The sequence below is a fragment of the Nocardia sp. NPDC058666 genome, from assembly GCF_042714895.1.
Classification (GTDB): Bacteria; Actinomycetota; Actinomycetes; order Mycobacteriales; family Mycobacteriaceae; genus Nocardia.
Genome location: NZ_JBHXRY010000001.1, coordinates 574,472 through 596,504, shown reverse-complemented (window position 1 = coordinate 596,504; position 22,033 = coordinate 574,472). Strand labels below are relative to the sequence as shown.

Genomic DNA, 22,033 nt, shown 5'->3' with positions numbered 1-22,033 from the left:
CCCAGGCCAGGATCGGGCCGCCACGCCATTAATGGTGTCAACCCGTCGTGCAGAGGTCGAGCAGCGCTGGCCTGTCGTCGTCGGATCGGTACGTCCACCACCGGCCGAACCAGTCGCGGTCGGCTAGTTCACGATAGACCTCGCCGGTGCGTTGCTGCAGACCGCCGTCCCGTTCGTAGGCGTCCAGTGCGCGCGTGTCGTCGAGTTCGCCACGGCGACGGGCACGTTCGGCGGCCACCTCGGTGGACACGTCGAGCAGTACGGTGAGGTCGGGCGTGGGCAATTCGAGTCGGCCGAACTCCAGATCGCCCACCCACGAGACGATTTCGCCGTCGGCGTCCTGGTGGGCGCGCGCGGCGGAGTAGGCGGCGTTGGAGGCCACCCAGCGGTCCAGGATCACGATGTCGTTGCCGCCCAACAGGTCCGCCAACTCCACACTGGCCGCGGCCCGGTCCAGCGCGAACATGATGGCCATGCCGTTGATCGACCCGGCCAGATCCCCGTTGCCCCCGCGCAAGGCCTCGGCGGCGAGATCGGCGTGGATCGAATGCCCGTACTGCGGAAAAGCCAAACTGTCCGCCCGCAACCCTTTTCCGGCCAGGTCCGCGATCAGCCCCTCGATCAGCGTCCGCTTACCCGCCCCGTCGAGCCCCTCGACCGCAATCAGTACGCCCATGCGGTGAGATTACCGCGCCCGCACCGACACCTTCACGCGCCGAGCGCTTTCGACTAGCACACCACCATGTGAAGCAAACCAATTTCAGAAGCCCCGACTTTTCTGGTCTGGCGCGGTCACCGACGCGACGACAGGGTGAGCACATCTCACTGCCACCGCGATCGAACGGCACCGACATGAACACACGCGCACTGACCACCACGTTAGCCGCCTTCGCCGCCATAGCCGCGCTGACCAGCGGCCCCGCCACCGCAGCAGACGGGTCCACTGACGTGCTTGCCGGGGTACTCAACTCGGGCACGGGCCAGGCGGTCATGGGCGGCAGTGCCGGTGCGGAACAGGTGGTGACCGGCTCGACCGGCATGTCGGCTGCTGTGTTCTGCCCACTGATGGCGCTGACCGGGCGCAACTGCAACAACTCGATCCCCGATCCGGGCGCGTAGCTCGAACCTGATCCCCGCCCCTCCCCCGAGCCCCCTGGAGTCACCATGCGTTCTCGCACCACCCTTCGCGCCGCGGTCGCCACCGCGACCCTGGCACTCGCGCTCACCGGCACCGGCGTCGCTGCGGCCGCGCCCGAGGCGGAACCGATCCGCCACGGCCACCACCACGACCACCGACCGAGCCTGCTCTCCGGTTCCGCCAGCGGTTCCGCCGCCACCGGATCGGCCGCGGTCCGCGGCTCCGCCGAGATCGCGGCCTGCCTGCTCCTGGAAGCCGTTGTCCCGCTGCCGATCTGCCTGATCTTCATCTGACCGTTCGCCGCTGAATCACCGAGGAGCACCATGTCTGTCACCGCCACCCTGCGCGCCGCGACGGTGGCCGTCGCGCTCACCGCGATCGTCTCCGCCGGTCTCGGACCTGCGGCGGCGGCCCCGACGCCCACCCCTTCGGCAACACCGATCCTGATTCCCAGCGGCCCCTACCCGAAGACCGGCAGCTCGGCCATCGACGCCGTGTTCCATGTCTTCAACTCGATCGCTTGCGGTGCGGTCTGCTGGAGCACTTGGCCGAACGAGACACCCTGGTTCCCCGGCAGCCTGTAGCCGTGCCGATACCCGATATTCCCCCAAGGAGCACCATGTTCGTTCGTAGATTCACCACTGCTGCCGTGGCCGTCGCCGTGGCGGGCGCACTGACCGGCATCGCCGCACCGGCCGCCGGCGCGGAAAGCTCGGTCGAGTCCGGTGCGCGCGTCGTAGCCTTAGGGAACTCCGGCTCTGACGAGGCGATGATCTACCTGAGCTCCGCCTCGGGCGCGCTACTCATCCCGATCATCTTGCCGTTCATGTGTCTGCACCCCAACGTGGACTGCTTGAGTTTGGGCAGCTCGCTCCTGCCCCACTGACGCGAAACCGGTCCGGCGAATGCCGTAATACCCGATAGTCCCGCTAGGAGCACCATGTTCGTTCGTAGATTCACCACCGCTGCCGTGGCCGTCGCTGCGGCGGGCGCACTGACCGGGATCGGTGCACCCGTTGCGGCCGCTGAGGGTCCCCCAGGCTCGAGCGAGCTGTACTCCCTGTTCAACGCCGGTGTCGCGTCCGGCTCCGGCCAGGGAATCATCACCGGGAGCAATGCTGTCACCAGCGGAACCGCGGCGATTCTCGAACTGCCCGGCGTGCTGTGCGCGCTGGGCACCATGTCGGGATTCGGACCTTATAGCGTGTTCTGCGCACCGCTGAAACAGGCTTGACGCGACAGTGGGCCCGTCGACCGATCGGTCGACGGGCCCACTGTCATCTGAGGCTCAGTAGCGGTAGTGCTCGGGCTTGTACGGGCCCTCGACGTCTACGTTGATGTACTCGGCCTGGTCCTTGGTGAGCTTGGTGAGCTCGCCGCCGAGGGCTTCGACGTGGATCTTGGCGACCTTCTCGTCGAGGTGCTTGGGCAGGCGGTAGACCTCGTTGTCGTATTCCTGTGGCTTGGTCCACAGTTCGATCTGGGCGATGACCTGGTTGGAGAAGCTGTTGGACATCACGAACGAGGGGTGGCCGGTGGCGTTGCCCAGGTTGAGCAGGCGGCCTTCCGACAGCACGATGATGGACTTGCCCGAGTCGAAGGTCCACTCGTCGACCTGCGGCTTGATGTTGATCCGGGTGGCACCGCAACGCTCGAGCGCGGCCATGTCGATCTCGTTGTCGAAGTGGCCGATGTTGCCCAGGATCGAGTGATCCTTCATCGCCTTCATGTGGTCGAGGGTGATGATGTCCTTGTTGCCGGTGGAGGTGATCACGATGTCGGCGTCGCCGATCGCCTTCTCGACGGTGACCACGTCGTAGCCGTCCATCAGCGCCTGCAGTGCGTTGATCGGGTCGATCTCGGTGACCTGCACGCGCGCGCCCTGGCCCGCGAGGGACTCCGCGCAGCCCTTGCCGACGTCGCCGTAACCGCAGATCAGCACCTTCTTGCCGCCGATGAGCACGTCGGTGCCGCGGTTGATGCCGTCGATGAGCGAGTGGCGGGTGCCGTACTTGTTGTCGAACTTGGACTTGGTGACCGAGTCGTTGACGTTGATGGCCGGGAACACCAGTTCACCGGCGGCGGCGAACTGGTACAGGCGCAGCACACCGGTGGTGGTTTCCTCGGTGACGCCCTTGACCGATTCCGCGATGGTCGACCACTTGGTCTTGTCGGCTTCGACGCTGTCGCGCAGCAGGTTCAGGAACACCTTGTACTCGGCGGAGTGGTCGTCGTCCTCGGGCGGCACCACGCCGGCCTTCTCGAACTGCGCGCCGCGCAGCACGAGCATGGTCGCGTCGCCACCGTCGTCGAGGATCATGTTGGCCGGTTCGCCGGGCCAGGTGAGCATCTGGTCAGCGGCCCACCAGTAGTCCTCGAGCGACTCGCCCTTCCAGGCGAACACGGGAACGCCGGCGGGCTCGTCGACGGTGCCGTGCGGGCCGACCACGATCGCGGCGGCAGCATGGTCCTGGGTGGAGAAGATGTTGCAAGAGGCCCAACGCACTTCGGCGCCGAGGGCCGTGAGGGTTTCGATGAGCACGGCGGTCTGCACCGTCATGTGCAGCGATCCGGAGATTCGCGCACCCTTCAGGGGCTGGACGTCGTGGTATTCACGGCGCAGCGCCATCAGGCCCGGCATCTCGTGCTCGGCCAGGCGGATCTCCTTGCGGCCGAATTCGGCCAACGAAAGGTCTGCCACCTTGTAGTCGATGCCGTTGCGGACGTCGGGGGTGAGCTCGGTACGCGCGGGGAGTTCTGAGGTCGTCACGCAGGCAAGGTTACCGGGTGCGCCCGACTCAGTTCCCCGGTCTGCCCAGGTGCGGTCTCAGGCCGCGGCGCGGTATCGGGCCAGCAACCGTCGCGGCTTGTCGGGCGCGACATTGGCCAGGCTCAGATCGCCGCCGTAGTGGGCCGCCACGCGCGGGTCCATCACCGCACGCCACAGCGGCGGCACCGCGGCCAGCACGATCATGGTGGCGTAGCCGGCGGGCAGCTGCGGGGCGTCTTCGGTGCTACGCAGGGTTTGGTAGCGCCGACCGGGGTTGGCGTGGTGGTCGCTGTGGCGCTGCAGATGGAACAGGAAGATGTTGGTGACCAGGCGATCGGAGTTCCAGCTGTCGCGCGGGGAGCAGCGTTCGTACCGGCCGTTGGGCTTGCGGGCGCGCAGCAGTCCGTAGTGCTCGACGTAGTTCACGGTCTCGAGCAGGGCAACGCCGATCACGGCCTGCACGACCAGCCACGGCAGGATCGACGTACCGAAAACCAGCATCAGCGAACCGAACAGCACCACGGTCATCGCCCAGGCCTGCAGGATGTTGTTCTGGGTGCTCCACCAGCCGCGACCCTGCCGGAACAGGCGGGCGCGCTCGAGTTGCACGGCCGAGGAGAACCCGCCGATCACGCTGCGCGGCAAGAACTCCCACAGTGTTTCGCCCAGTCGCGCGCTGGCCGGATCCTCGGGGGTGGCCACGCGGGCATGGTGTCCGCGATTGTGCTCGACGAAGAAGTGCCCGTACGCCGATTGGGCCAGCGCCACCTTCGACAGCAATTTCTCAGCACTCTCGACCCGGTGCCCCAATTCGTGGGCGGCGTTGATGCCGATACCGCTGACGAAGCCGACCGTGGCGGCCAAGCCGAGCTTGTCGATCAGCGCGAGTTCGGGGCTGGTCCACATGTGGCAGGCCACGCCGAGGCTGATCAGCTGGATGGGCAGGAACAGGTAGGTGCACCACCGGTAGTACCGGTCCGCCGACAGCGCCGCGTAGTCCTCGTCGCGCGGGTTGTTGCCGTCCTCGCCCACGATCCAGTCCAGCACGGGGATGGCGATCAGCACGATCACCGGGCCGATCCACCAGAACACTTCCGCCTTGGTCCAGTACACAAGTTGGGAGGGCAGCAGAGCGCACGCCGGGGCGATCAGCCCCAGGGCCCAGAGATACCGTTTGGGATCACGAAAACCCCCCGGTTTACCAACCGCTTGCACACTCGCTCCGCTGTAAAGAGACCAATCGCCGACCGATGTGAATACTGACAGACCATAGGCGCGTTACACAGCGGCAGATCCCCAAACGTGGTGATGGTTACACGATGGCGATTCAGAGTTCGTGAGGTGTCTCAGTGCTCTACGTCACCAGTTGGTGTGCGCACACCTCTGACCTGCACGATCGCCTCGACGTACGGGCTCAGCAGCGCGGCCATCTCCGCGGCGGCATCACGCTGCGGCACCGGCGGGTTGGGGATGTAACTCAGGGCGATGCGCACCAGCGCGTGCGCGAGCACGTCGGCCTCGGCGATACTGGCGTCCACCCAACTGTGGGTGAACACCGTAGTCAGGCGCGTGGTGGCGTGCTCGAGCAGCGGGGCCGCGTCGAGGGTGATCAGGCGGAGCAGGTCGGGTTTCATCTCCCCGCTCAGCAGCGACCGGACCAGTGGGTCGCCGGCCGCGGAGAGGAAGAACCCGGTCATCCCGACCCGGATCGCGGCGCGGGCATCGCCGACATTGGCGTCCAGCGCCTCGCGCACATGGTCGACCAGATCGTCGGCCAGGCGAAGGGCGTAGGCCTGCGAAAGGCCCGCGCGCGAACCGAACTCGTTGTAGAGGGTCTGTCTGCTCACTCCGGCCCTGGTCGCGACGTCACCGAGGGTGACCTTGGACCAGTCACGCTCGGTGAGCAACTCGCGCATCCCGTCCAGGACCGTGTTGCGCAGTAGTTCACGCGCGGCCTCCTGGTACGGGATGCGCGCACCGGTGCGCGGGCGACCCGCGACGCTCACGAACGTTCGATCTCGACCATGAAGAAGTCGGACTTCTGCGCACCACAGTCGGGGCAGGTCCAGTCGTCGGGAATGTCGTCCCAGCGGGTGCCGGGGGCCAGGCCGTCGTCGGGCCAGCCCACGGCTTCGTCGTATTCGAAACCGCACTGCGCGCACTGGTAGAGCTTGTAATCGGTCACTGCGAAACTCCTACCGCCTCGAAGTCGATCTTCTCCCGTACCCCGCAGTCAGGACAGCACCATTCGTCGGGGACGGCCGCCCACAGTGTGCCAGGCGGGAAACCCTCGCGGGGGGCGCCTTTGGCCTCGTCGTAGACAAAATCGCACACCGGACATTTGTAAGCGCTCACGACCGGTCCTCCGTCTCGTACTGTGCCAGCACCTGCTCACGGCGCTTGGGTTCGATATTGGCCTTGGTCACGTCGCCGCCGTAGTGGGCGAGCACGCGCTTGTCCATCACCTTGCGCCAGATCGGCGGGAAGTAGCCCAGCAGGATCATGCTGGCGTAGCCGCTGGGCAGGTTCGGCGCACCGTCCCAGCTGCGCAGCGTCTGGTAGCGACGGGTGGGGTAGGCGTGATGGTCGCTGTGGCGCTGCAGGTGGTACAGGAAGATGTTGGTGACGATGTGGTCGCTGTTCCAGCTGTGCTCGGGCGCGGGCCGTTCGTAGCGACCGCTGGCGGTCTTCTTGCGGACCAGGCCGTAGTGCTCGAGGTAGTTCACCGATTCCAGCAGGCTGAAACCGACCACGGCCTGCAGGATCAGATACGGCAGCACCTCGACACCGAAGAACGCGATCAGGCCCAGCCACAGCACCACCGACATCGCCCAGGCGTTGAGCACGTCGTTGCGCAGGGTCCAGGGGCTCTTCTCGAGTCGGCCCAGACGTTCCTTCTCCAGGTGCCAGGCCGAGCGCAGGCTGCCCCAGACCGTGCGCGGCCAGAATGCCCAGAACGATTCGCCCAGACGCGAACTCGCCGGATCCTCGGGGGTGGCCACGCGGACGTGATGGCCGCGGTTGTGCTCGATGTAGAAGTGCCCGTAGAACGACTGGGCCAGCGCGATGCGGGCCAGCCAGCGCTCGAGTTCGACCTTCTTGTGGCCCAGTTCGTGCGCGGTGTTGATGCCGATGCCGCCGATCATGCCCACGCTGATCGCGATACCGATCTTGTCCACGACGTTGGCGCCGCCGGAGAAGCCCAGCCAGTGCAGGTTGGGCGCGGTGATGATGTAGCAGGCGAAGATCAGCGACGCGTACTGGAACGGCAGGTACAGGTAGGTCAGGTACCGGTAGTACTTGTCGTTTTCCAGGTACTCCATCACCTCGTCGGGCGGGTTGTCGCCGTCGGGGCCGAAGAACAGGTCGGCGAGCGGGATCACGATGTAGACCAGCACCGGGCCGAGCCAGAACGGGATCTCGGCGATGCGGTGCCAGCCGAGCTGGTTCAGACCCCAGATCAGCGGGATCGCGATCGTGAACAGGCCGGTGGGAGCGAACAGGCCCCACAGCCACAAATAGCGTTTGGAATCTCGCCACTGCGGCGGCGAAACCCGCTGCTGCGACGCGTTGGCATCGGTCGACATCATCGTCTCCAGTCCCGAGGCACATCTCACACCTGTGATGTGCGTAACTCTCTGTCACAGACGATATGTCCGGATCCGTCGGCTGTCTAGACAAAATCCGCTATTTGTAAAGTCGCAACCTTCGGAAACGCCGAAAACGGCCGTGTCCTGGCTGGACACGGCCGTCGTCGTTACAGGTCAGAGACCTTTTCAGGGGGCTTTACATCATGCGTCTGACCGCAAGATCACGTCGGCGCCCGGTGGTAGCCCGTCGACCGGCCACCACCGCAGATCGGTGGATTCACTGCTGCGCACAGGCACCGCGTTCGGTGGCGCGATGACCTCGAACAGCAGGTCCAGATGCCGGGTCGGCACGCCAAGCGAGCAGGTGATCGGGTGCGCCTGCGCGCCGTACAGGCCGGGGGTCAGGACCAGGTCAGGGATGCCGGATTCCTCCACCGCTTCGCGCAGCGCCGCGTCCTGCACGGTCTTGTCGTCGGGTTCGCAGTGACCGCCGAGTTGAATCCAGCGGCCCACTTTCGGGTGCAGGGTGAGCAGGATTTCGCGGCGGTCATGCGACAGCACGATCGCCGATGCGGTGATGTGGCCGGGGGCGTGTTCGCGCAGGCAACCGCGAGGTGCGGAGCCTAGGAAAGCCAGAAACGCTTCGCGCAGTGAGTGATCCGCGTGCGACTGCGGTTCCCACCGGGTGAGCAGTTCCGTCGCTGACGCGTGGAGAGATTCGGCGGTCACAGGGCAGGCCCCTTCGCCGCGTTCACAGTTCCACCAGTCCCGCGCCTGCCGAGCCCATCGTGCGCGGGGTCGGTTCTTCGAGGGGCATGCCGATGGCGATGGCGCCCAACGGCATCCAGTCCTCGTCCAGTCCCAGCACCTCGCGGACGATCTCGGGAGCGAAGATGGTCGACCCGATCCAGCAGCTACCGAGACCATCGGCGGCCAGCGCCACCAGTAGGCCCTGCACCGCCGCACCGACGGCCACGGTGAACATCGTCTGCTCGGCCGCCTGACGTCGAGCGTCGGGATAGTCGTGCGCGCCGTCGGGCACGCAGAACGGGATGATCACTTCCGGTGCGTCGAAAAGGATGCGGCCGCGCGCGATTCGACGCGCGACCCGTTCGGGGTCGAGGCCGTCGGCGGTCAGGTCGGCGCTCCACTGTTCGGCCATGGCGTCCAGCAGCTGCGCCCGCAGGGTCGCCTTGCGCAGCCAGACGAAGCGCACTGGGCGGGTGTGATGCGGGGCCGGCGCGGTGAGGCCGACGGCGACCGCGGCGCGGATCCGTTCGGGGTCCACCGGTTCGTTCGCGAACGCGCGCACCGAACGTCGCAGGGGCACAGCCTCTTTGCGGCCCTGCTCGATCGCCTCGGCGGTGCCGAGCCAGAACAGGTCGTCGACGCCGCCGCGCAACAACGTCGCCGCGGTGGAGCCGTCGTCGTCGGTGTCCAGCCCGCGCACCACCGCGATCGGCACCCCGCCGAGCTTGCCCTTGACCAGGTCCGCGGCCGCGGCGAGTTCGTCGGCGATGGCGACCTGGGTGACGTGAAGTGCGTTGCCCTGCCCGTCGATTGCGCCGTCGTAGTCGTGCAGCACGCGCAGCCCGGCCGACCCGATGGCCGCGTCGATCTGCCCGTTGCGCCAGGCGCGACCCATGGTGTCGGTGATGACCACGGCCACGTCCACGCCGAGACGCGCGGCGATGGCGGTGCGCAGGGCCTTCGCGCTGCCGTCGGGATCGGTAGGCAGCAGCACCAATTCGCCTTCGGCCACGTTCGAACCGTCCACGCCCGAGGCCGCCTGCACGATGCCGAGGCGATTCTCGGTGATCAGGGTGCGGCCCTTGCGGGCGAGCACGCGCACGGCCTCGTCCTGTACGAGGGTGCGGCGCGCGGCGTCGCGTTCGTCGGGGTCGGTCGGGGCGGTCACGATGCGCCCTTCGACCTTCGACACGATCTTGCTGGTGACCACGACGATGTCCCCGTCGGTGAGCCAGGGCGCTTGTGCCGCAAGGTGTTCGGCGATGTCGTCACCGGGCCGGAACTCCGGCAGTCCTTTCACCGGCAGGATGCGCAGCTCGTCGGCCGCGTGATCAGGCACAACACTCATGCCTTGACTCCCGCCAATTCCAGTGCGGCGCGCGCCATTTCGGCGGTCGCGTCGGGGTCGGTCATCAACAGCGGCACGCTGCGCACTTCCACACCCGGCACATCAGCCGAATCGGTGGAGTGCACCAGCCATCCGTCGAGGATGCCGGTCGCCGAACGCGCACCGTAGTGCCGTCCGATCGCCTCGGCGGTGGACTCGACGCCGATCGCGGACAGGCACTCATCTGCCATGCCGCGCAACGGCTTTCCGTCGATCACCGGCGACAGCCCGATCACCTTGGCGTCGGTGGTGCGCAGCGCGCCGCGGATTCCGGGCACCGCGAGGATCGCGCCGATGCTCACCACGGGGTTCGACGGGGCCAGCAGCACAGCGTCTGCGGCAGCTATGATTTCGGTCACATTCGGGGCCGGAGAGGCTTGCTCGGCGCCGATCGAGGCAAATCCGTGAGTCGGCAGCGCCGCGCGGTACCGCACCCACCATTCCTGGAAGTGGATCGCGCGACGTTCGCCAGCATTGTCGGGATCGCTGACCACGACGTGGGTTTCGCAGCGATCGTCGGTAGCCGGGATCAGCTTCACGCCCGGCTGCCACCGATTGCACAGCGCTTCGGTGACCGCGGACAGCGGGTATCCGGCGCGCAGCATCTCGGTGCGAATGAGGTGGGTGGCGATGTCGCGGTCGCCCAGGCCGAACCAATCGGGCTGGGCGTTGTACTTGGCCAGCTCCTCTTTCGCCTGCCAGGTTTCGTCGGCGTGGCCCCAGCCACGCTCGGTGTCGATGCCACCGCCGAGGGTGTACATGCAGGTGTCGAGGTCGGGGCAGATGCGAAGTCCGTGCATCCACACGTCGTCGCCGACGTTGACGATGGCGGCGATGTCGGCTTCGGGCAGCAGCTGACGAAGACCCTGGAGGAACCGGGCACCGCCGACGCCGCCGACGAGTACGGCGATCTTGGGCACGCGCACCGCGTGTTGTGCAGTCACAAGGTCACAGCCTAGTGACCAACGGTTGCCCGGTGATTTCACACCGATGTCCAGGGAAGTTGCTGGTCATTTGCCACGGCACATAACAAGATCAACACGAAAGGCGGGGCCGGAGTGTAACGGAAGGGTGACGGCGGGTTGACCACCGGCAAGTGCGGCGTGTCTAATCACAGACATGTCATTCCGGTCACCGCGAGAGGGCATAGCGCGGGGGCGTTTGCGAGAGGGTTTCAGTCTCGTCCGGAAGGCAGGCTTCGGGGAAGCCCGCGAGACTACGTCGCGGTGTTGGGCCGTCGGGATTTATCTGTAGATCCGACGGAAAGAATCATTCTGCGCTAACACATAGTGAGGAGGCGGAACGATGACCGAAGATCTGGTCTCGCCGACCGATTCCACAGCAGGCGCAGCTCACGCTGTCTGCGCTGAAATGAGCTGGCAGGAACCGGACGTGGTAAGCGAAGTCGCGGCTCCCCGGCTGAGTCTGGTCGTCACGGGCTTCGATGAAATGTTCGAGTCGATCGAAGAGCAGTGGCAAGAACGAGCACTGTGCGCTCAGACCGACCCCGAGGCGTTCTTCCCCGAGAAGGGCGGCTCGACACGTGAGGCAAAGCGAATCTGCTTGGGCTGTGAAGTACGTGACCAGTGCTTGGAATACGCACTGGCACATGATGAACGCTTCGGAATCTGGGGCGGTCTCTCGGAACGAGAGCGTCGCAGGCTGAAGCGCGGAATCGGTTAAGTGACTGTTCGAAAGTAGACTCTCTCCAGGCCTGGCCCGGAGCCACGCAGGCGCAGTACGTCGGTGTCTCCGGGCGAACGCCCTTTATCTTCGGTGCAGGCGAGAGAGGTGAACCACCCATGGCACGTTCCCGGCGTCATCCCACGGCACCCACCGCTCGTTCGGTGACCCGCCGCGGCCGAGGTGTCCGTGGCCCCATGCTCCCGCCGACGGTACCCGCGTGGCGCACCAGGGGGCAGAAGTTCGATCGGCTCGTGCTCGAGGCGTTCGCTCCGTTGGACACCCGCTGGCACGATCGACTCACCAAGCTCGATATCGCCGTCGACGATGTACCGAAAATCCGTCCGCTGCATCCTGATTCGGTCACCTGGCCCGATGAGGTCGTCGCCGACGGACCGGTACCGCTGTCGCGGCTGATCCCCGCGGGCGTGGACCGTCACGGTGCGGCCACGCGCGCCAGGGTGGTGTTGTTCCGCAAGCCGCTGGAACTGCGCGCGGCCGATCCCGACGATCTGGTCGAGTTGTTGCGCGAGGTACTGGTGCAACAGATCGCCACCTACCTCGGTGTAGACCCCGATCTGATCGATCCGGAACCGGAGTAAGCGAAACCTCCGCCTGCGCTCCGGCCGTGCGCAGTCTGTGGAACGCTTCGCGACTGCGCCCTCTGGCGAAACTCCGACTGTGCCCGTTTAGGGCGTGTCCGTCTCCACTTTCCGACGGTGGAGGGCTAATCTCGACGTCGTGATCCCTATGCGTCGTTGCTGCCGACCAGGCTGCAAGAATCCGGCAGTAGCGACGCTGACGTATGTGTACTCCGACTCGACCGCGGTCGTGGGCCCCCTTGCCACCGTCGCCGAACCGCATTCCTGGGATCTGTGCGAAACCCACGCCTGCCGCATCACCGCACCCAAGGGATGGGAGCTGGTTCGGCACGAAGGCGGCTTCTCCTCGAGTACGCCCGACGACGACGATCTCACCGCGCTGGCCGAAGCCGTACGCGAAGCGGGCCTGCGTCGCCGCCCCGCCGCCGCCGCGGAAGCCGACCAACCGGGCCTGCGTGACAACGCCCCCGCCGCCCCGCGCACCGCGCGAACCGGCCGCCGCGGGCACCTCCGGGTCCTGCCCGATCCGTAGCTAGTGCGGCCACGATCCCGGATTGTCGGTGGAGCCCGCTAGGGTAACTACTCATGACGACCCTCGCGCGCTCTGGCGAACTCGTGAATGCCGTGATCAAGGCTTATGACGTCCGCGGGGTGGTGGGCGAGCAGATCGACGAGGCGTTCGTGCACGACGTCGGCGCGTCCTTCGCCCGCCTGATGCGCGAGGAAGGTGCCACCCGCGTGGTGATCGGCCACGACATGCGTGAGTCCTCCCCCGCACTGTCGGAAGCTTTCGCGCAGGGCGTGCAGGCGCAGGGCCTCGATGTGGTGCACATCGGCCTGGCCTCCACCGACCAGCTCTACTTCGCCTCGGGCAAGCTGGGCTGCCCCGGCGCCATGTTCACTGCCAGCCACAACCCGGCCAAGTACAACGGCATCAAGCTGTGCCGCGCGAACGCGCTGCCCGTGGGCCAGGACACCGGCCTCGCGACCATCTCCGCCGAGGTCATCGAGGGCGTGCCCGCCTTCGACGGCGCGCCCGGCACCGCCACCAGCACCGATCTGCTCGCCGATTACGCCACCTACCTGCGCGAACTGGTGAACCTGGACGGAATCCGTCGGCTCACCATCGCGGTCGACGCCGGCAACGGCATGGGCGGGCACACCGTCCCGGCCGTGCTGGGCACGCTGGGCCCGATCACCATCGTGCCGCTGTACTTCGAACTGGACGGCTCGTTCCCCAACCACGAAGCCAACCCGTTGGACCCGAAGAACCTGGTCGACCTGCAGGCGCTGGTGCGTGCCAGCGGCGCCGACATCGGCCTGGCCTTCGACGGTGACGCCGACCGCTGCTTCGTGGTCGACGAGCGCGGCGAACCGGTGTCCCCGTCGGCGATCACCGCGATCGTGGCCCAGCGCGAACTGGCCAAGGACCCCGGTGCCACGGTGATCCACAACCTGATCACCTCGCGCGCGGTGCCCGAACTGGTCGAGGAGCTGGGCGGCAAGCCGGTGCGCACGCGCGTTGGTCACTCGTTCATCAAGCAGGAGATGGCCGCCACCGGCGCGGTGTTCGGCGGCGAGCACTCCGCGCACTACTACTTCCGCGATTTCTGGGGCGCCGATTCGGGCATGTTGGCCGCGATGCACGTGCTGGCCGCACTGGGCGAAAGTGACCGCACAGTCTCGGACCTGATGGCCGCCTACGACGTGTATTCGGCGTCGGGCGAGATCAACTCGACCGTGGCCGATGCCGCCGATCGCACCGCCGCGGTGTTGGCCGCGTTCGCCGACCGCACCGAATCGGTGGACCGCATGGACGGGGTGACCGTGGATCTGGGTAACCACGCCTGGTTCAATCTGCGCGCCTCGAATACCGAACCGCTGCTTCGACTCAACGTCGAGGCCGGATCGCAGGCCGAAGTAAACGCACTCGTGACCGAGATCTTGAGCATCGTCCGCGTCTGACTGGGAAGATGAAACCAGTACCAGTGGATGCCCGGTATTCGGTGACCGCGGATCAGCAGCTTTGCCGATGCACGACTGGAATAGTGGAGTCACGCACGACACAGCGCGATGAGGGGAGGTGGGTTCGGCGATGATCGCTGGAACACCGCTATTCGACCTCGACGATGCCGAGTCGCTGGAAGCGGCCGACACCGGCGGCGCCCTGCGCTCGGCGGCTTCGGGCGGCGCCCAGGTGCGTGCCACGGCCGCCGCGGTCGCGGAGACCGGACTCATCGAACGCCTGTCGGGTCTGAGCCCGCGCAGCCTGGTGTTGGTCACCGGTTCGGGTCGCGCCGCGCGCGCGGCCGGGCTGCTGGTGGCTTCGCTCGGTGATCGGGCCGGGCTGCCGATCGTGGCCGTCACGTCGCTGCCGCCCTGGGTCGGCGCGTTGGACGTGGTCCTGGTGGCCGGCGACGACGCGGGCGATCCGCGCCTGATCGACGCCGTGGACCGGGCCGTGCGCCGCAACGCCGAAGTCGTGGTCGCCGCGCCCCACGAGGGCCCGTTGCGGTCGGCAGCCGCCGGTCGCGCGATCGTGCTCGAACCGCGGGTGCCCGTGCTCGACCACAACCGGCTGCTGCGTTTCCTCGCCGTCGGCATCGCGGTGCTGCGCGGGATCGACCCGCAACGCAGCGGCGCGGCCATGCCCGACCTGACCGCGCTGGCCGACATGCTCGACGCCGAGGCGTTGCGCGACGGCCCGCACACCGAGGTCTTCCGCAACCCGGCGAAAACGCTCGCTTCCCGGATGCACGGGGTCGGCGTCGTGCTCGCGGGCGATTCCCCGGCCGCGATCGAACTGGCGGGCCACGGGTCCGAAGTGCTGTTGCAATCGGCGGGCAGGCTCGCGTCGGCGGCGGATCTGTCCGATGCCGTGGCCTCGGTGGGACGCCTGTCGCAGGCCACCGCCGGTGCCGCGCCCGCGTTCGATCCGCTGTTCCACGACGAGGAACTCGACGGACCCGCGCCGGTGGAACGGGTGCGGGTGCTGGCATTGAGCGTGCGTGCCGATCAAGCGGCGGTGCGACGCAAGCTGGCGGTGTTCGACGGAGCGGGCGGTGGCCTGGTCGACGCCGAACTGGTGCACGCCGATGTCGACGTGCTGCAGTCGCAGCTGGCCGACCCCGGCGCCGCGCCCAGTACCGAACAGGCCGCTGCCATGTCCGCCGCAGGGGGCGGACACGGCAGTGAACTCGAGCAGCTGGCTGTGCTCGCGCTGCGGCTGGACATGGCCGCGGCTTATCTTCGACTGACCGGTGCGCGCGGTGCCGCCGCGCCCGAACCGGATCGATACGACGGGGGACGCTACTAGTGCGGGAACTTGTTGGTGCGCTGCGTTCTTACGCGTGGGGGTCGCGCACCGCTCTGGCTCAGCTGTGCGGTCGGCCGGTGCCGTCGGCGCATCCCGAGGCCGAACTCTGGTTCGGCGCGCACCCGGCCGATCCCGCGCATGTGGTGCACGAAGGTGCTACCCGCTCGCTGGTCGAGGTGTTGGCCGACGATCCTGTGCGCGAATTAGGTTCGGTGGCAAATTCTTTCGGCACCCGGCTGCCGTTTCTGCTGAAGATCCTGGCCGCGGAAGAGCCGTTGTCGCTGCAGGCGCATCCCAGTTCGGCGCAGGCCAAGACCGGTTTCGAACGCGAGAACCGGCTCGGTGTCGCCTTGGATTCGCCGCTGCGCAACTACCGCGACGACAGCCACAAGCCCGAACTGGTTGTGGCACTGGAACGTTTCGAGGCGCTGGCCGGGTTCCGCGACCCGCACCGCACCGTGGACCTGTTGCGCGCGCTGGACGTACCCGGCCTGAACGTTTACGCCGAACTGCTTGCCGCCCAACCCGATTCGGCCGGTCTGCGCACACTGTTCACCACCTGGATCACGCTGCCGCCCGCGGCGCTGGCGAAACTGCTGCCCGCGGTGCTCGAGGGCTGCGTGCGGTACCTGTCCACCAAGGGCGAGCACGAGTTCGGTGCCGAGGTGCGCACCGCGCTGGAACTGGCCGAGGTCTACCCCGGTGACGCGGGAGTCCTTGCCGCACTGCTGCTGAACCGCCTGACCCTGGAACCGGGCCAGGCATTGTTCCTGGCTGCGGGCAACCTGCACGCCTACCTGCGCGGGGTCGGCGTGGAGATCATGGCCAACTCCGACAACGTATTACGCGGCGGCCTGACCCCCAAACACGTCGACGTGCCGGAACTGCTGCACGTGTTGGACTTCGAACCCATCGACCTGCCGGTGATCGAACCCGAACCCGGCGGCGACGGCAGCGTCCGATACCGCACGCCCGCACCGGAATTCGCGCTGTGCCGGTTCGACCTGGACGCCGACGACGAACCGGTCGTGCTCGCCGACGCCGGGCCCAGCATCGTGCTGTGCACCGCGGGCACGGTGGAACTGTCGGAGAACGGGCGCACCCTGACCATCGAACGCGGCAGCGCGGCCTGGATCTCCGCCGCCGACACCGACATCAAGGCACGCGCGGTGCGCGGACCCGCGCAACTGTTCAGTGCCTGCGTCGGCGACGGCAACTGATACCGACGCGTACTTTTCGCCCTGTCCCCCACTAGGCTGTGGCCAGTCGTGTTCAGCGAACAGAAGGGCGGGCCGGCATGTCGGCTAGTGGTGGCAAGAAGGCGATCATCGCGGCGTTGACGGCCAATGCCGGCATCGCGGTGGCGAAGTTCATCGGTGCGTTCATCACCGGATCGGCGGCGATGATGGCCGAGGGTGTGCACTCGGTGGCCGACACGTCGAACCAGGGTCTGCTGCTGTTCGGTCAGCGCGCCGCGGCCAAGGACGCCGACGAGCTTCACCAGTTCGGCTACGGCCGCAACCGCTACTTCTATTCGTTCGTCGTGGCCCTGGTGCTGTTCACCTTGGGTTCGGTGTTCGCGATCTACGAGGGCATCCACAAGATCCAACATCCCGAGGAGCTCAGTCAGCCGATCGTGGCGATCGTGATCCTGGTGATCGCGATCGGCCTGGAGACCTTCAGCTTCCTGACCGCGGTGCGCGAGTCCCGCCCGTTGAAGGGCAACGCGACCTGGTGGCGGTTCATCCGCAACTCGCGCAGCCCCGAACTGCCGGTGGTGCTGCTGGAGGACACCGGCGCGCTGATCGGTCTGGTGCTGGCACTGGGCGGTGTCGGCCTGACCATGGCCACCGACGACCCGGTCTTCGACGGCATCGGCACCCTGTCCATCGGCATCCTGCTGGGCATCATCGCGATCGTGCTGATCGTGGAGATGAAGAGCCTGCTCATCGGCGAAGGCGCCACGCCCGAACAGGGCCGGATCATTCGCGAGAAGCTGGTCGACGGTTCGAAGATCGTCTCGGTGATCCACATGAAGACCGAGTACCTGGGCCCCGACGAGATGCTGGTCGCCGCCAAGGTCGCGCTGGCCCCGCATCTGGACATCGCCGAGGTCGCCGAGGCCATCGACGCCGCGGAGATGCGCGTGCGCACCGCGGTCCCGACCGCGCGCCTGATCTACTTGGAGCCGGACCTGTACCGGAAGTAGCCGACACGGGCCGCAGGTCGGCGGCAGGGGCAGAAACTGCCGGTAGCCTGCCGGTATGGCCGAGCAAGGTGGAGACAGCAAGATCGCGATCCTCGCCGCACTCGGGGCGAACGCGGGCATCATGGTGGCGAAGTTCATCGGTGCGTTCATCACCGGTTCGTCGTCGATGCTGGCCGAGGCGGTGCACTCGGTGGCCGATACCGGCAACGAGGCGCTGCTGCTGGTCGGCCACAACCGCGCCGACCAGCCACCGGACAAGCTGCACCCGTTCGGCTACTCGCGCAACCGGTATTTCTATTCGTTCGTCGTGGCACTGGTGCTGTTCATCATGGGCAGCCTGTTCGCGATCAACGAGGCGATCCACAAGATCCGGTTCCCCGAGGAAATCAGCTCGCCGTGGGTCGCGATCGGGATTCTCGGTGTGTCGATGGTGCTAGAGGGCAGCAGTTTCCTCACCGCGCGCAAACAGTCGGAGCCGCTGAAGGGCAAGAACTCCTGGTGGTATTTCATCCGCAACACGCGCAATCCTGAACTGCCCGTGGTGCTGCTGGAAGACGCCGGCGCGATCTTGGGTCTGCTGTTCGCCCTCGGCGGCGTGAGCATGTCGATGATCACCGGCAACCCGATCTGGGACGGCATCGGCACCCTGCTGATCGGCATCCTGCTCGGCTGCAACGCCACGATCCTGATCGTGGAGACCAAGAGCCTGCTGATCGGCGAAGGCGCAACGGCCAAGGACGACACCGCGATTCGCTCGGCGCTGCTGTCCGATCCCCGCATCGAACGCGTGATCCGCATGCAGACCCAGTACCTGGGCCCCCAAGACCTACTGATCAACGCGAAGATCGCGATGCACGCGGGCCTGGACATCACCCAGGTCGGCGAGGCCATCGACGCCGCGGGCGACCGCATCCACGCCGCGGTCCCCAACTCCTGCACGATCTATCTCGAACCCGACGTGTTCAAGCCCGATCTCGTCCACGACGCACCGTCGAAGAAGACCTAGCGGTAGGCAGGCGCCGCGCCGCGTAGCAGGTCGAGAGGGTCGGTGACGATGCCGAAGCGGTTGCGTAGCAGGTGGTGGGCGGCGTGTAGGCCGGACATGCCGTGTACGCCGGGGCCCGGCGGGGTCGAGGACGAGCACAGGTAGGTGCCGGGAATCGGTGTGCTGTAAGGGTTCCAGCGCGCCAGTGGCCGAAAGATGGTCTGGCGGGTGGTCATTGCGCCCGCGGAGATGTCGCCGCCGATGTAGTTGGCGTTGTGGGCGGGCATGAAGGCCGCGGGGGTCACGTGTTTCGCCAGGATCAGGTCGCGGAAGCCGGGGGCGAAGCGTTCGATCTGGTCGATCACCTGTTCGCTGATGTCGCGGTCGGTGCCGTTGGGGACGTGGGCGTAGGTGTAGAAGGTCTGCATCCCCGCGGGGGCTCTGGTCGGGTCGACGACGCCGGGTTGGATGGCGAGCACGTAGGGGCGTTTCGCGAATCTGCCTGCGTTGACTTCGTCTTCGGCGCGCCGGGATTCCGCGGCGTCACCGATCACGTGCAGGGTGCCCGCCAGGTCGGCACCCGGCGCGGCCCATGGCACCGGACCCGACAGGGCGAAGTCGACCTTGCAGGCGGCGTTGCCGTATTGGAAACGGCCGAGGCTGTTGCGGTATCGGGTCGGCAGCCGGTCACCGGCCACGCGCAGCAGTTCCGCGGGTGAGGTGTCGAACAGCACGGCGCGCGCGGTGGCGAGTTCGGCGAAGTCGTCGACTCGATGTCCGGTGATGACTTCCCCACCGAGACTTTCGATTTCGGCGATCATCGCGTTCGGGATGGCCTGGCTGCCGCCGCGCGGAATCACCCAGCCGCCCGCGTGCGCGAGGGTGCCCAGCAGCAGGGCGGCGCCGACCGCGGGGAACGCGCGCGGCGAGGTGATGGCGTGGGCGGCGACGCCGGTGAACATCGCGGGAGCCACTTGGCCGTGAAAACCCTTGTTGGCCAAGGGAGATGCTTGTGCGAGCAGGCGAGTCGCGAACTCGGCGCCCGCGGCGAAATGTAGCGGGGGATGTCGCAGATCGCACATGGCCAGGTCGACCACGTCGGTCCAGCGTTGCACCAGCGGGCCGAACAGTTCTCGCCAGGCCGGGCCGTCGCGGCCGAGGTCGGCGACGGTGGATTCGAGGTTGCGCCAAGCCAATCCGGCGATGCCGCCGTCCAGAGGGTGGGCGTAGGAGACGGTCGGGGTGAGCAGTTCGACGCCATGCGCTTCGAGGTCGAAGGCGCGAAAGAAGGGAGATGCCAACGCCATTGGATGCGCACCGGCACAGACATCATGATAGAAACCCGGCAGCGTGAGTTCGGCGGTGCGTGATCCGCCGCCCGCCTGTTCCTGCGCTTCCAGGACCCGCACCGACAATCCGGCGCGCGCCGCGATCACCGCGGCGGCCAGCCCGTTGGGCCCCGAACCGACTACTACGACTTCCGCCATTGCCGCCGTCCCTTCGACCTGTGTCGACTTGCGTCGTCACCTCCAACCTACGCGGGCGCGACGGTGATGCCGACGAGTGCTCGCTCACCGCGCTGAGCATTCACTGGTCGCGCACGGATGGTCACGCCGAGCCTTCCACCACCTCGCTGGTGCCGTCGACCAGCAAGTTGATTCGCCGTTCGCGCAGTTCGGGGCGCAGACGTCCGGCGCGATCGAGCGTGGCCAAGCCGTGCAGGGAAGCCCAGGCGACCTCGGTGCGCGCGCCGAGATCATCCCCCTCCGCGTACGGCGCGAACATCGCCTCGAGCCCCCCGAAGGCGTCGCGAAGCGGCTCCGGCGCTTCGAGGCCGAAGTTGAGGTCGGTCTTCTGCCCGAAGATGGCGTCGTAGACGGCCGGGTGCGCGGTGGCGAAGTCGAGGTAGGCGCGAGCGACGTTCGCGATCACCTCGGAATGCGTCGTGGCCGCCTCACGCGCGGACTTCAACCGCTCGGCGAGGTCGATGCAACCCTGCAGGGCAACAGCGCCGACGATCGCCGCCTTGTTGGCGAAGTGGCCGTAGAGCACGGGCTGGCTGTATTCGATGCTGTCGGCCAGTTTTCGGATGGTGACCGCCTCCCACCCTTCCGCCTCGGCCATGTCGCGCGCGGCATCGATGATCCGTTGATGCCGTTGCGCCAGTTCACGTTCCTTGCGCTGCTGGGTGCTCATGCTCGAAATTCTAGCAGCGCTAGACAAGATAGCGAGAGTGGGCTATCGTTCCTATCAACACCTAGCGCCGCTAGATTTCAGAGCAAGCAACAAGATCCAAGGAGCACCTCATGACCACCTCGCGCATCGCCACCGCCCTCTCCCTGCTCGGCGGCCTGTTCATCATCTACGTCGGCCTCAGCTACCTGATCGTCCCCGAGGCCACGGCCGCGGGCTTCGGACTGCCCGCAGTTCCCGAAGGCGACGCGGTGGCCTTCCTGAACATCAAGGGCGTGCGCGACATCGTCAGCGGCCTGGTGATCCTGGGCCTGCTGGCCTTCAAGCAGCGCTTCGCCCTCGGCATCGCCATGCTGGCCACCGCCCTCACCCCGTTCGGCGACATGACCACCATCCTGAGCTGGAACGGTTCCACCGCCACCGCCCTCGGCGTCCACGGCTTCACCGCGATCCTGGTAGCACTGGCCGGCGTGCTGCTGATCCGCGAGCGCCGCGTGAGCTCGACCGAACGCGAGCTCGTCACCGCATAGCGATGAATTCCGCCCCGCCACCCCGTCTTCACCGATAACGAGCAACCCCCCGAGGAGGAACCACATGGCGAACACACCACACGGCCCCGCGTCCTACTTCCCCACCATCGAAACCAAGTACGGCCGCCCCGTCGACGAGTGGTTCACCCTCCTCGCCACAGCCGAACCCACCGGCCACACCGCCCTGGTCACCTGGCTGAAATCCGAACACGGCATGGGCCACGGCCACGCCACCGCCCTGGTCCAGTTCCATCTCAACCCCGGCAAGTGGGCCAGAATTTAGCCCAGTACCAACGAAAGGTCCCGCGAATTCTCGTCGCGGGACCTTTCGGCCTTCTTACTGCATGTCCCCCGTCGGCGCATCATTTTGGCCGTCGACCTTGCGTTCGTTCGGTCCATTTCTTCGACGCTCGGTTTGTGGACAAAATCAGCACAACCCCTGGGGCAGCCGCGACTGCCGCAACCCTCACCGCCACGGCGATTTCGCCGTCAACCGCTTGAGCAGCGGCTATCAGCCCGACCGTCACAGTCCCGAACAATGCGATCACCGCGACCACGACTCTGCCGAAATTTCGCCGCCGCAACATCAGGATCGAACCGGCACCCATAGCCAACGATGGACACAACAGAACCACTGCCACGGCCTCGACCCATCCAGAAGTATGCCCGCTCACGTATCGTTCGTAGCCGGTGATCATGAATGCGGTAACAAGAACGAAGCCACCGGTGACGATGGATAGGATCAACGCCGATATCGACGCCGCGACAGGCACAATCCGCTCGCGCCTCGGCGAGGCATCCATTTCTCTGCCTAGGCCTTTCACTGACTGCCTCTCAGTTCAACGTTGCGGCACGGTTCAATAGCGCAAGTAGCGGTCTT

Annotated in this window: 28 protein-coding genes; 15 read left to right on the top strand and 13 right to left on the bottom strand. The window is 66.8% G+C overall.

The window, feature by feature from the left end:
- Positions 1-37: 37 nt before the first annotated feature.
- Positions 38-676, bottom strand: a complete 639-nt coding sequence (locus ACFWVD_RS02695; protein ID WP_379240179.1) for a dTMP kinase — start codon at positions 674-676, stop codon at positions 38-40.
- Between the two features lie 176 nt (positions 677-852).
- On the opposite strand from ACFWVD_RS02695, the gene ACFWVD_RS02690 reads away from it, so the two are divergent.
- The 5 genes from ACFWVD_RS02690 to ACFWVD_RS02670 are packed head-to-tail and all read left to right on the top strand — an operon-like array spanning position 853 to position 2,372.
- Positions 853-1,119 carry a hypothetical protein gene (locus ACFWVD_RS02690; protein ID WP_379240178.1) on the top strand — a complete coding sequence of 89 codons (267 nt, stop codon included), beginning with the start codon at positions 853-855 and terminating at the stop codon, positions 1,117-1,119.
- A 45-nt stretch (positions 1,120-1,164) separates the two neighbouring features.
- On the top strand, positions 1,165-1,431 hold the full coding sequence (locus ACFWVD_RS02685) for a hypothetical protein (protein ID WP_379240177.1): 267 nt from the start codon (positions 1,165-1,167) through the stop codon (positions 1,429-1,431).
- A 30-nt stretch (positions 1,432-1,461) separates the two neighbouring features.
- Positions 1,462-1,722, top strand: a complete 261-nt coding sequence (locus ACFWVD_RS02680) for a hypothetical protein (RefSeq protein WP_379240176.1) — start codon at positions 1,462-1,464, stop codon at positions 1,720-1,722.
- A gap of 35 nt (positions 1,723-1,757) precedes the next feature.
- Positions 1,758-2,024 (top strand): hypothetical protein, encoded by a 267-nt coding sequence (locus tag ACFWVD_RS02675; RefSeq protein WP_379240175.1) that lies wholly within the window; start codon positions 1,758-1,760, stop codon positions 2,022-2,024.
- Between the two features lie 54 nt (positions 2,025-2,078).
- On the top strand, positions 2,079-2,372 hold the full coding sequence (locus tag ACFWVD_RS02670) for a hypothetical protein (protein WP_379240174.1): 294 nt from the start codon (positions 2,079-2,081) through the stop codon (positions 2,370-2,372).
- A 54-nt stretch (positions 2,373-2,426) separates the two neighbouring features.
- On the opposite strand, the gene ahcY is transcribed toward ACFWVD_RS02670, so the two are convergent.
- From ahcY to cofD, 9 genes are all read right to left on the bottom strand, one after another.
- On the bottom strand, positions 2,427-3,908 hold the full coding sequence (ahcY, locus tag ACFWVD_RS02665; protein ID WP_379240173.1) for an adenosylhomocysteinase: 1,482 nt from the start codon (positions 3,906-3,908) through the stop codon (positions 2,427-2,429).
- A gap of 57 nt (positions 3,909-3,965) precedes the next feature.
- Positions 3,966-5,021 (bottom strand): alkane 1-monooxygenase, encoded by a 1,056-nt coding sequence (locus ACFWVD_RS02660; protein ID WP_379240172.1) that lies wholly within the window; start codon positions 5,019-5,021, stop codon positions 3,966-3,968.
- Positions 5,022-5,254: 233 nt separating this feature from the next.
- A complete protein-coding gene (locus tag ACFWVD_RS02655; RefSeq protein WP_379240171.1) occupies positions 5,255-5,914 on the bottom strand; it encodes a TetR family transcriptional regulator in 660 nt (219 codons plus the stop codon).
- Positions 5,911-6,093 (bottom strand): rubredoxin, encoded by a 183-nt coding sequence (locus ACFWVD_RS02650; RefSeq protein ID WP_379240170.1) that lies wholly within the window; start codon positions 6,091-6,093, stop codon positions 5,911-5,913. Before ACFWVD_RS02650 ends, ACFWVD_RS02655 begins: the two co-directional genes overlap by 4 nt.
- Positions 6,090-6,263, bottom strand: a complete 174-nt coding sequence (locus ACFWVD_RS02645; protein ID WP_379240169.1) for a rubredoxin — start codon at positions 6,261-6,263, stop codon at positions 6,090-6,092. Before ACFWVD_RS02645 ends, ACFWVD_RS02650 begins: the two co-directional genes overlap by 4 nt.
- On the bottom strand, positions 6,260-7,495 hold the full coding sequence (locus tag ACFWVD_RS02640; protein ID WP_379240168.1) for an alkane 1-monooxygenase: 1,236 nt from the start codon (positions 7,493-7,495) through the stop codon (positions 6,260-6,262). The genes ACFWVD_RS02645 and ACFWVD_RS02640 overlap by 4 nt, the downstream gene beginning before the upstream one ends.
- 204 nt (positions 7,496-7,699) lie before the next feature.
- Positions 7,700-8,227: an NUDIX hydrolase gene (locus ACFWVD_RS02635; protein ID WP_379240167.1), complete on the bottom strand. Its 528-nt coding sequence runs from the start codon at positions 8,225-8,227 to the stop codon at positions 7,700-7,702.
- A 22-nt stretch (positions 8,228-8,249) separates the two neighbouring features.
- A complete protein-coding gene (locus ACFWVD_RS02630) occupies positions 8,250-9,596 on the bottom strand; it encodes a coenzyme F420-0:L-glutamate ligase (protein ID WP_379240166.1) in 1,347 nt (448 codons plus the stop codon).
- Positions 9,593-10,579: a 2-phospho-L-lactate transferase gene (gene cofD / locus ACFWVD_RS02625; RefSeq protein ID WP_379240165.1), complete on the bottom strand. Its 987-nt coding sequence runs from the start codon at positions 10,577-10,579 to the stop codon at positions 9,593-9,595. Before cofD ends, ACFWVD_RS02630 begins: the two co-directional genes overlap by 4 nt.
- Before the next feature lie 505 nt (positions 10,580-11,084).
- Between cofD and ACFWVD_RS02620 the strand changes: the two genes are divergently transcribed.
- The 8 genes from ACFWVD_RS02620 to ACFWVD_RS02585 all read left to right on the top strand — a co-directional run bounded on the left by ACFWVD_RS02620 (position 11,085) and on the right by ACFWVD_RS02585 (position 18,451).
- The gene (locus ACFWVD_RS02620; protein WP_133733920.1) at positions 11,085-11,318 is read left to right on the top strand and encodes a WhiB family transcriptional regulator; all 234 of its coding nucleotides are present in this window, start codon (positions 11,085-11,087) and stop codon (positions 11,316-11,318) included.
- A 119-nt stretch (positions 11,319-11,437) separates the two neighbouring features.
- Entirely contained in the window at positions 11,438-11,920 is a 483-nt protein-coding gene (locus ACFWVD_RS02615) for a metallopeptidase family protein (protein ID WP_379240164.1), read from the top strand.
- 148 nt (positions 11,921-12,068) lie between these two features.
- A complete protein-coding gene (locus ACFWVD_RS02610; RefSeq protein WP_379240951.1) occupies positions 12,069-12,452 on the top strand; it encodes a DUF3499 domain-containing protein in 384 nt (127 codons plus the stop codon).
- Between the two features lie 53 nt (positions 12,453-12,505).
- Positions 12,506-13,885: a phosphomannomutase/phosphoglucomutase gene (locus ACFWVD_RS02605; protein WP_379240163.1), complete on the top strand. Its 1,380-nt coding sequence runs from the start codon at positions 12,506-12,508 to the stop codon at positions 13,883-13,885.
- Between the two features lie 130 nt (positions 13,886-14,015).
- Positions 14,016-15,236 (top strand): tobH protein, encoded by a 1,221-nt coding sequence (locus ACFWVD_RS02600; protein ID WP_379240162.1) that lies wholly within the window; start codon positions 14,016-14,018, stop codon positions 15,234-15,236.
- Entirely contained in the window at positions 15,236-16,456 is a 1,221-nt protein-coding gene (gene manA / locus ACFWVD_RS02595; protein WP_379240161.1) for a mannose-6-phosphate isomerase, class I, read from the top strand. The genes ACFWVD_RS02600 and manA overlap by 1 nt, the downstream gene beginning before the upstream one ends.
- 77 nt (positions 16,457-16,533) lie before the next feature.
- A complete protein-coding gene (locus ACFWVD_RS02590) occupies positions 16,534-17,445 on the top strand; it encodes a cation diffusion facilitator family transporter (protein WP_379240160.1) in 912 nt (303 codons plus the stop codon).
- Between the two features lie 55 nt (positions 17,446-17,500).
- Positions 17,501-18,451 carry a cation diffusion facilitator family transporter gene (locus tag ACFWVD_RS02585; RefSeq protein WP_379240159.1) on the top strand — a complete coding sequence of 317 codons (951 nt, stop codon included), beginning with the start codon at positions 17,501-17,503 and terminating at the stop codon, positions 18,449-18,451.
- Here the strand turns inward: ACFWVD_RS02585 and ACFWVD_RS02580 are convergent.
- Positions 18,448-19,917: a phytoene desaturase family protein gene (locus ACFWVD_RS02580; RefSeq protein WP_379240158.1), complete on the bottom strand. Its 1,470-nt coding sequence runs from the start codon at positions 19,915-19,917 to the stop codon at positions 18,448-18,450. The genes ACFWVD_RS02585 and ACFWVD_RS02580 overlap by 4 nt on opposite strands.
- 121 nt (positions 19,918-20,038) lie before the next feature.
- The gene (locus ACFWVD_RS02575; RefSeq protein WP_379240157.1) at positions 20,039-20,626 is read right to left on the bottom strand and encodes a TetR/AcrR family transcriptional regulator; all 588 of its coding nucleotides are present in this window, start codon (positions 20,624-20,626) and stop codon (positions 20,039-20,041) included.
- A gap of 110 nt (positions 20,627-20,736) precedes the next feature.
- Between ACFWVD_RS02575 and ACFWVD_RS02570 the strand changes: the two genes are divergently transcribed.
- Positions 20,737-21,153, top strand: a complete 417-nt coding sequence (locus tag ACFWVD_RS02570) for a DUF4267 domain-containing protein (RefSeq protein WP_379240156.1) — start codon at positions 20,737-20,739, stop codon at positions 21,151-21,153.
- Between the two features lie 64 nt (positions 21,154-21,217).
- Positions 21,218-21,436, top strand: a complete 219-nt coding sequence (locus tag ACFWVD_RS02565) for a DUF4287 domain-containing protein (protein WP_379240155.1) — start codon at positions 21,218-21,220, stop codon at positions 21,434-21,436.
- Positions 21,437-21,515: 79 nt separating this feature from the next.
- Here the strand turns inward: ACFWVD_RS02565 and ACFWVD_RS02560 are convergent, their stop codons facing one another.
- Entirely contained in the window at positions 21,516-21,956 is a 441-nt protein-coding gene (locus ACFWVD_RS02560; protein WP_379240154.1) for a hypothetical protein, read from the bottom strand.
- Between the last annotated feature and the right edge of the window lie 77 nt (positions 21,957-22,033).

What these genes read in the sequence shown, in the direction of transcription:
- ACFWVD_RS02695 (WP_379240179.1), bottom strand. Translation starts at nt 676, where the DNA reads ATGGGCGTACTGATTGCGGTCGAGGGGCTCGACGGGGCGGGTAAGCGG.
- ACFWVD_RS02690 (WP_379240178.1), top strand. Translation starts at nt 853, where the DNA reads ATGAACACACGCGCACTGACCACCACGTTAGCCGCCTTCGCCGCCATA.
- ACFWVD_RS02685 (WP_379240177.1), top strand. Translation starts at nt 1,165, where the DNA reads ATGCGTTCTCGCACCACCCTTCGCGCCGCGGTCGCCACCGCGACCCTG.
- ACFWVD_RS02680 (WP_379240176.1), top strand. Translation starts at nt 1,462, where the DNA reads ATGTCTGTCACCGCCACCCTGCGCGCCGCGACGGTGGCCGTCGCGCTC.
- ACFWVD_RS02675 (WP_379240175.1), top strand. Translation starts at nt 1,758, where the DNA reads ATGTTCGTTCGTAGATTCACCACTGCTGCCGTGGCCGTCGCCGTGGCG.
- ACFWVD_RS02670 (WP_379240174.1), top strand. Translation starts at nt 2,079, where the DNA reads ATGTTCGTTCGTAGATTCACCACCGCTGCCGTGGCCGTCGCTGCGGCG.
- ACFWVD_RS02640 (WP_379240168.1), bottom strand. Translation starts at nt 7,495, where the DNA reads ATGTCGACCGATGCCAACGCGTCGCAGCAGCGGGTTTCGCCGCCGCAG.
- ACFWVD_RS02630 (WP_379240166.1), bottom strand. Translation starts at nt 9,596, where the DNA reads ATGAGTGTTGTGCCTGATCACGCGGCCGACGAGCTGCGCATCCTGCCG.
- ACFWVD_RS02620 (WP_133733920.1), top strand. Translation starts at nt 11,085, where the DNA reads ATGTTCGAGTCGATCGAAGAGCAGTGGCAAGAACGAGCACTGTGCGCT.
- ACFWVD_RS02615 (WP_379240164.1), top strand. Translation starts at nt 11,438, where the DNA reads ATGGCACGTTCCCGGCGTCATCCCACGGCACCCACCGCTCGTTCGGTG.
- ACFWVD_RS02610 (WP_379240951.1), top strand. Translation starts at nt 12,069, where the DNA reads ATGCGTCGTTGCTGCCGACCAGGCTGCAAGAATCCGGCAGTAGCGACG.
- ACFWVD_RS02605 (WP_379240163.1), top strand. Translation starts at nt 12,506, where the DNA reads ATGACGACCCTCGCGCGCTCTGGCGAACTCGTGAATGCCGTGATCAAG.
- ACFWVD_RS02600 (WP_379240162.1), top strand. Translation starts at nt 14,016, where the DNA reads ATGATCGCTGGAACACCGCTATTCGACCTCGACGATGCCGAGTCGCTG.
- ACFWVD_RS02590 (WP_379240160.1), top strand. Translation starts at nt 16,534, where the DNA reads ATGTCGGCTAGTGGTGGCAAGAAGGCGATCATCGCGGCGTTGACGGCC.
- ACFWVD_RS02585 (WP_379240159.1), top strand. Translation starts at nt 17,501, where the DNA reads ATGGCCGAGCAAGGTGGAGACAGCAAGATCGCGATCCTCGCCGCACTC.
- ACFWVD_RS02580 (WP_379240158.1), bottom strand. Translation starts at nt 19,917, where the DNA reads ATGGCGGAAGTCGTAGTAGTCGGTTCGGGGCCCAACGGGCTGGCCGCC.
- ACFWVD_RS02575 (WP_379240157.1), bottom strand. Translation starts at nt 20,626, where the DNA reads ATGAGCACCCAGCAGCGCAAGGAACGTGAACTGGCGCAACGGCATCAA.
- ACFWVD_RS02570 (WP_379240156.1), top strand. Translation starts at nt 20,737, where the DNA reads ATGACCACCTCGCGCATCGCCACCGCCCTCTCCCTGCTCGGCGGCCTG.
- ACFWVD_RS02565 (WP_379240155.1), top strand. Translation starts at nt 21,218, where the DNA reads ATGGCGAACACACCACACGGCCCCGCGTCCTACTTCCCCACCATCGAA.
- ACFWVD_RS02560 (WP_379240154.1), bottom strand. Translation starts at nt 21,956, where the DNA reads ATGGATGCCTCGCCGAGGCGCGAGCGGATTGTGCCTGTCGCGGCGTCG.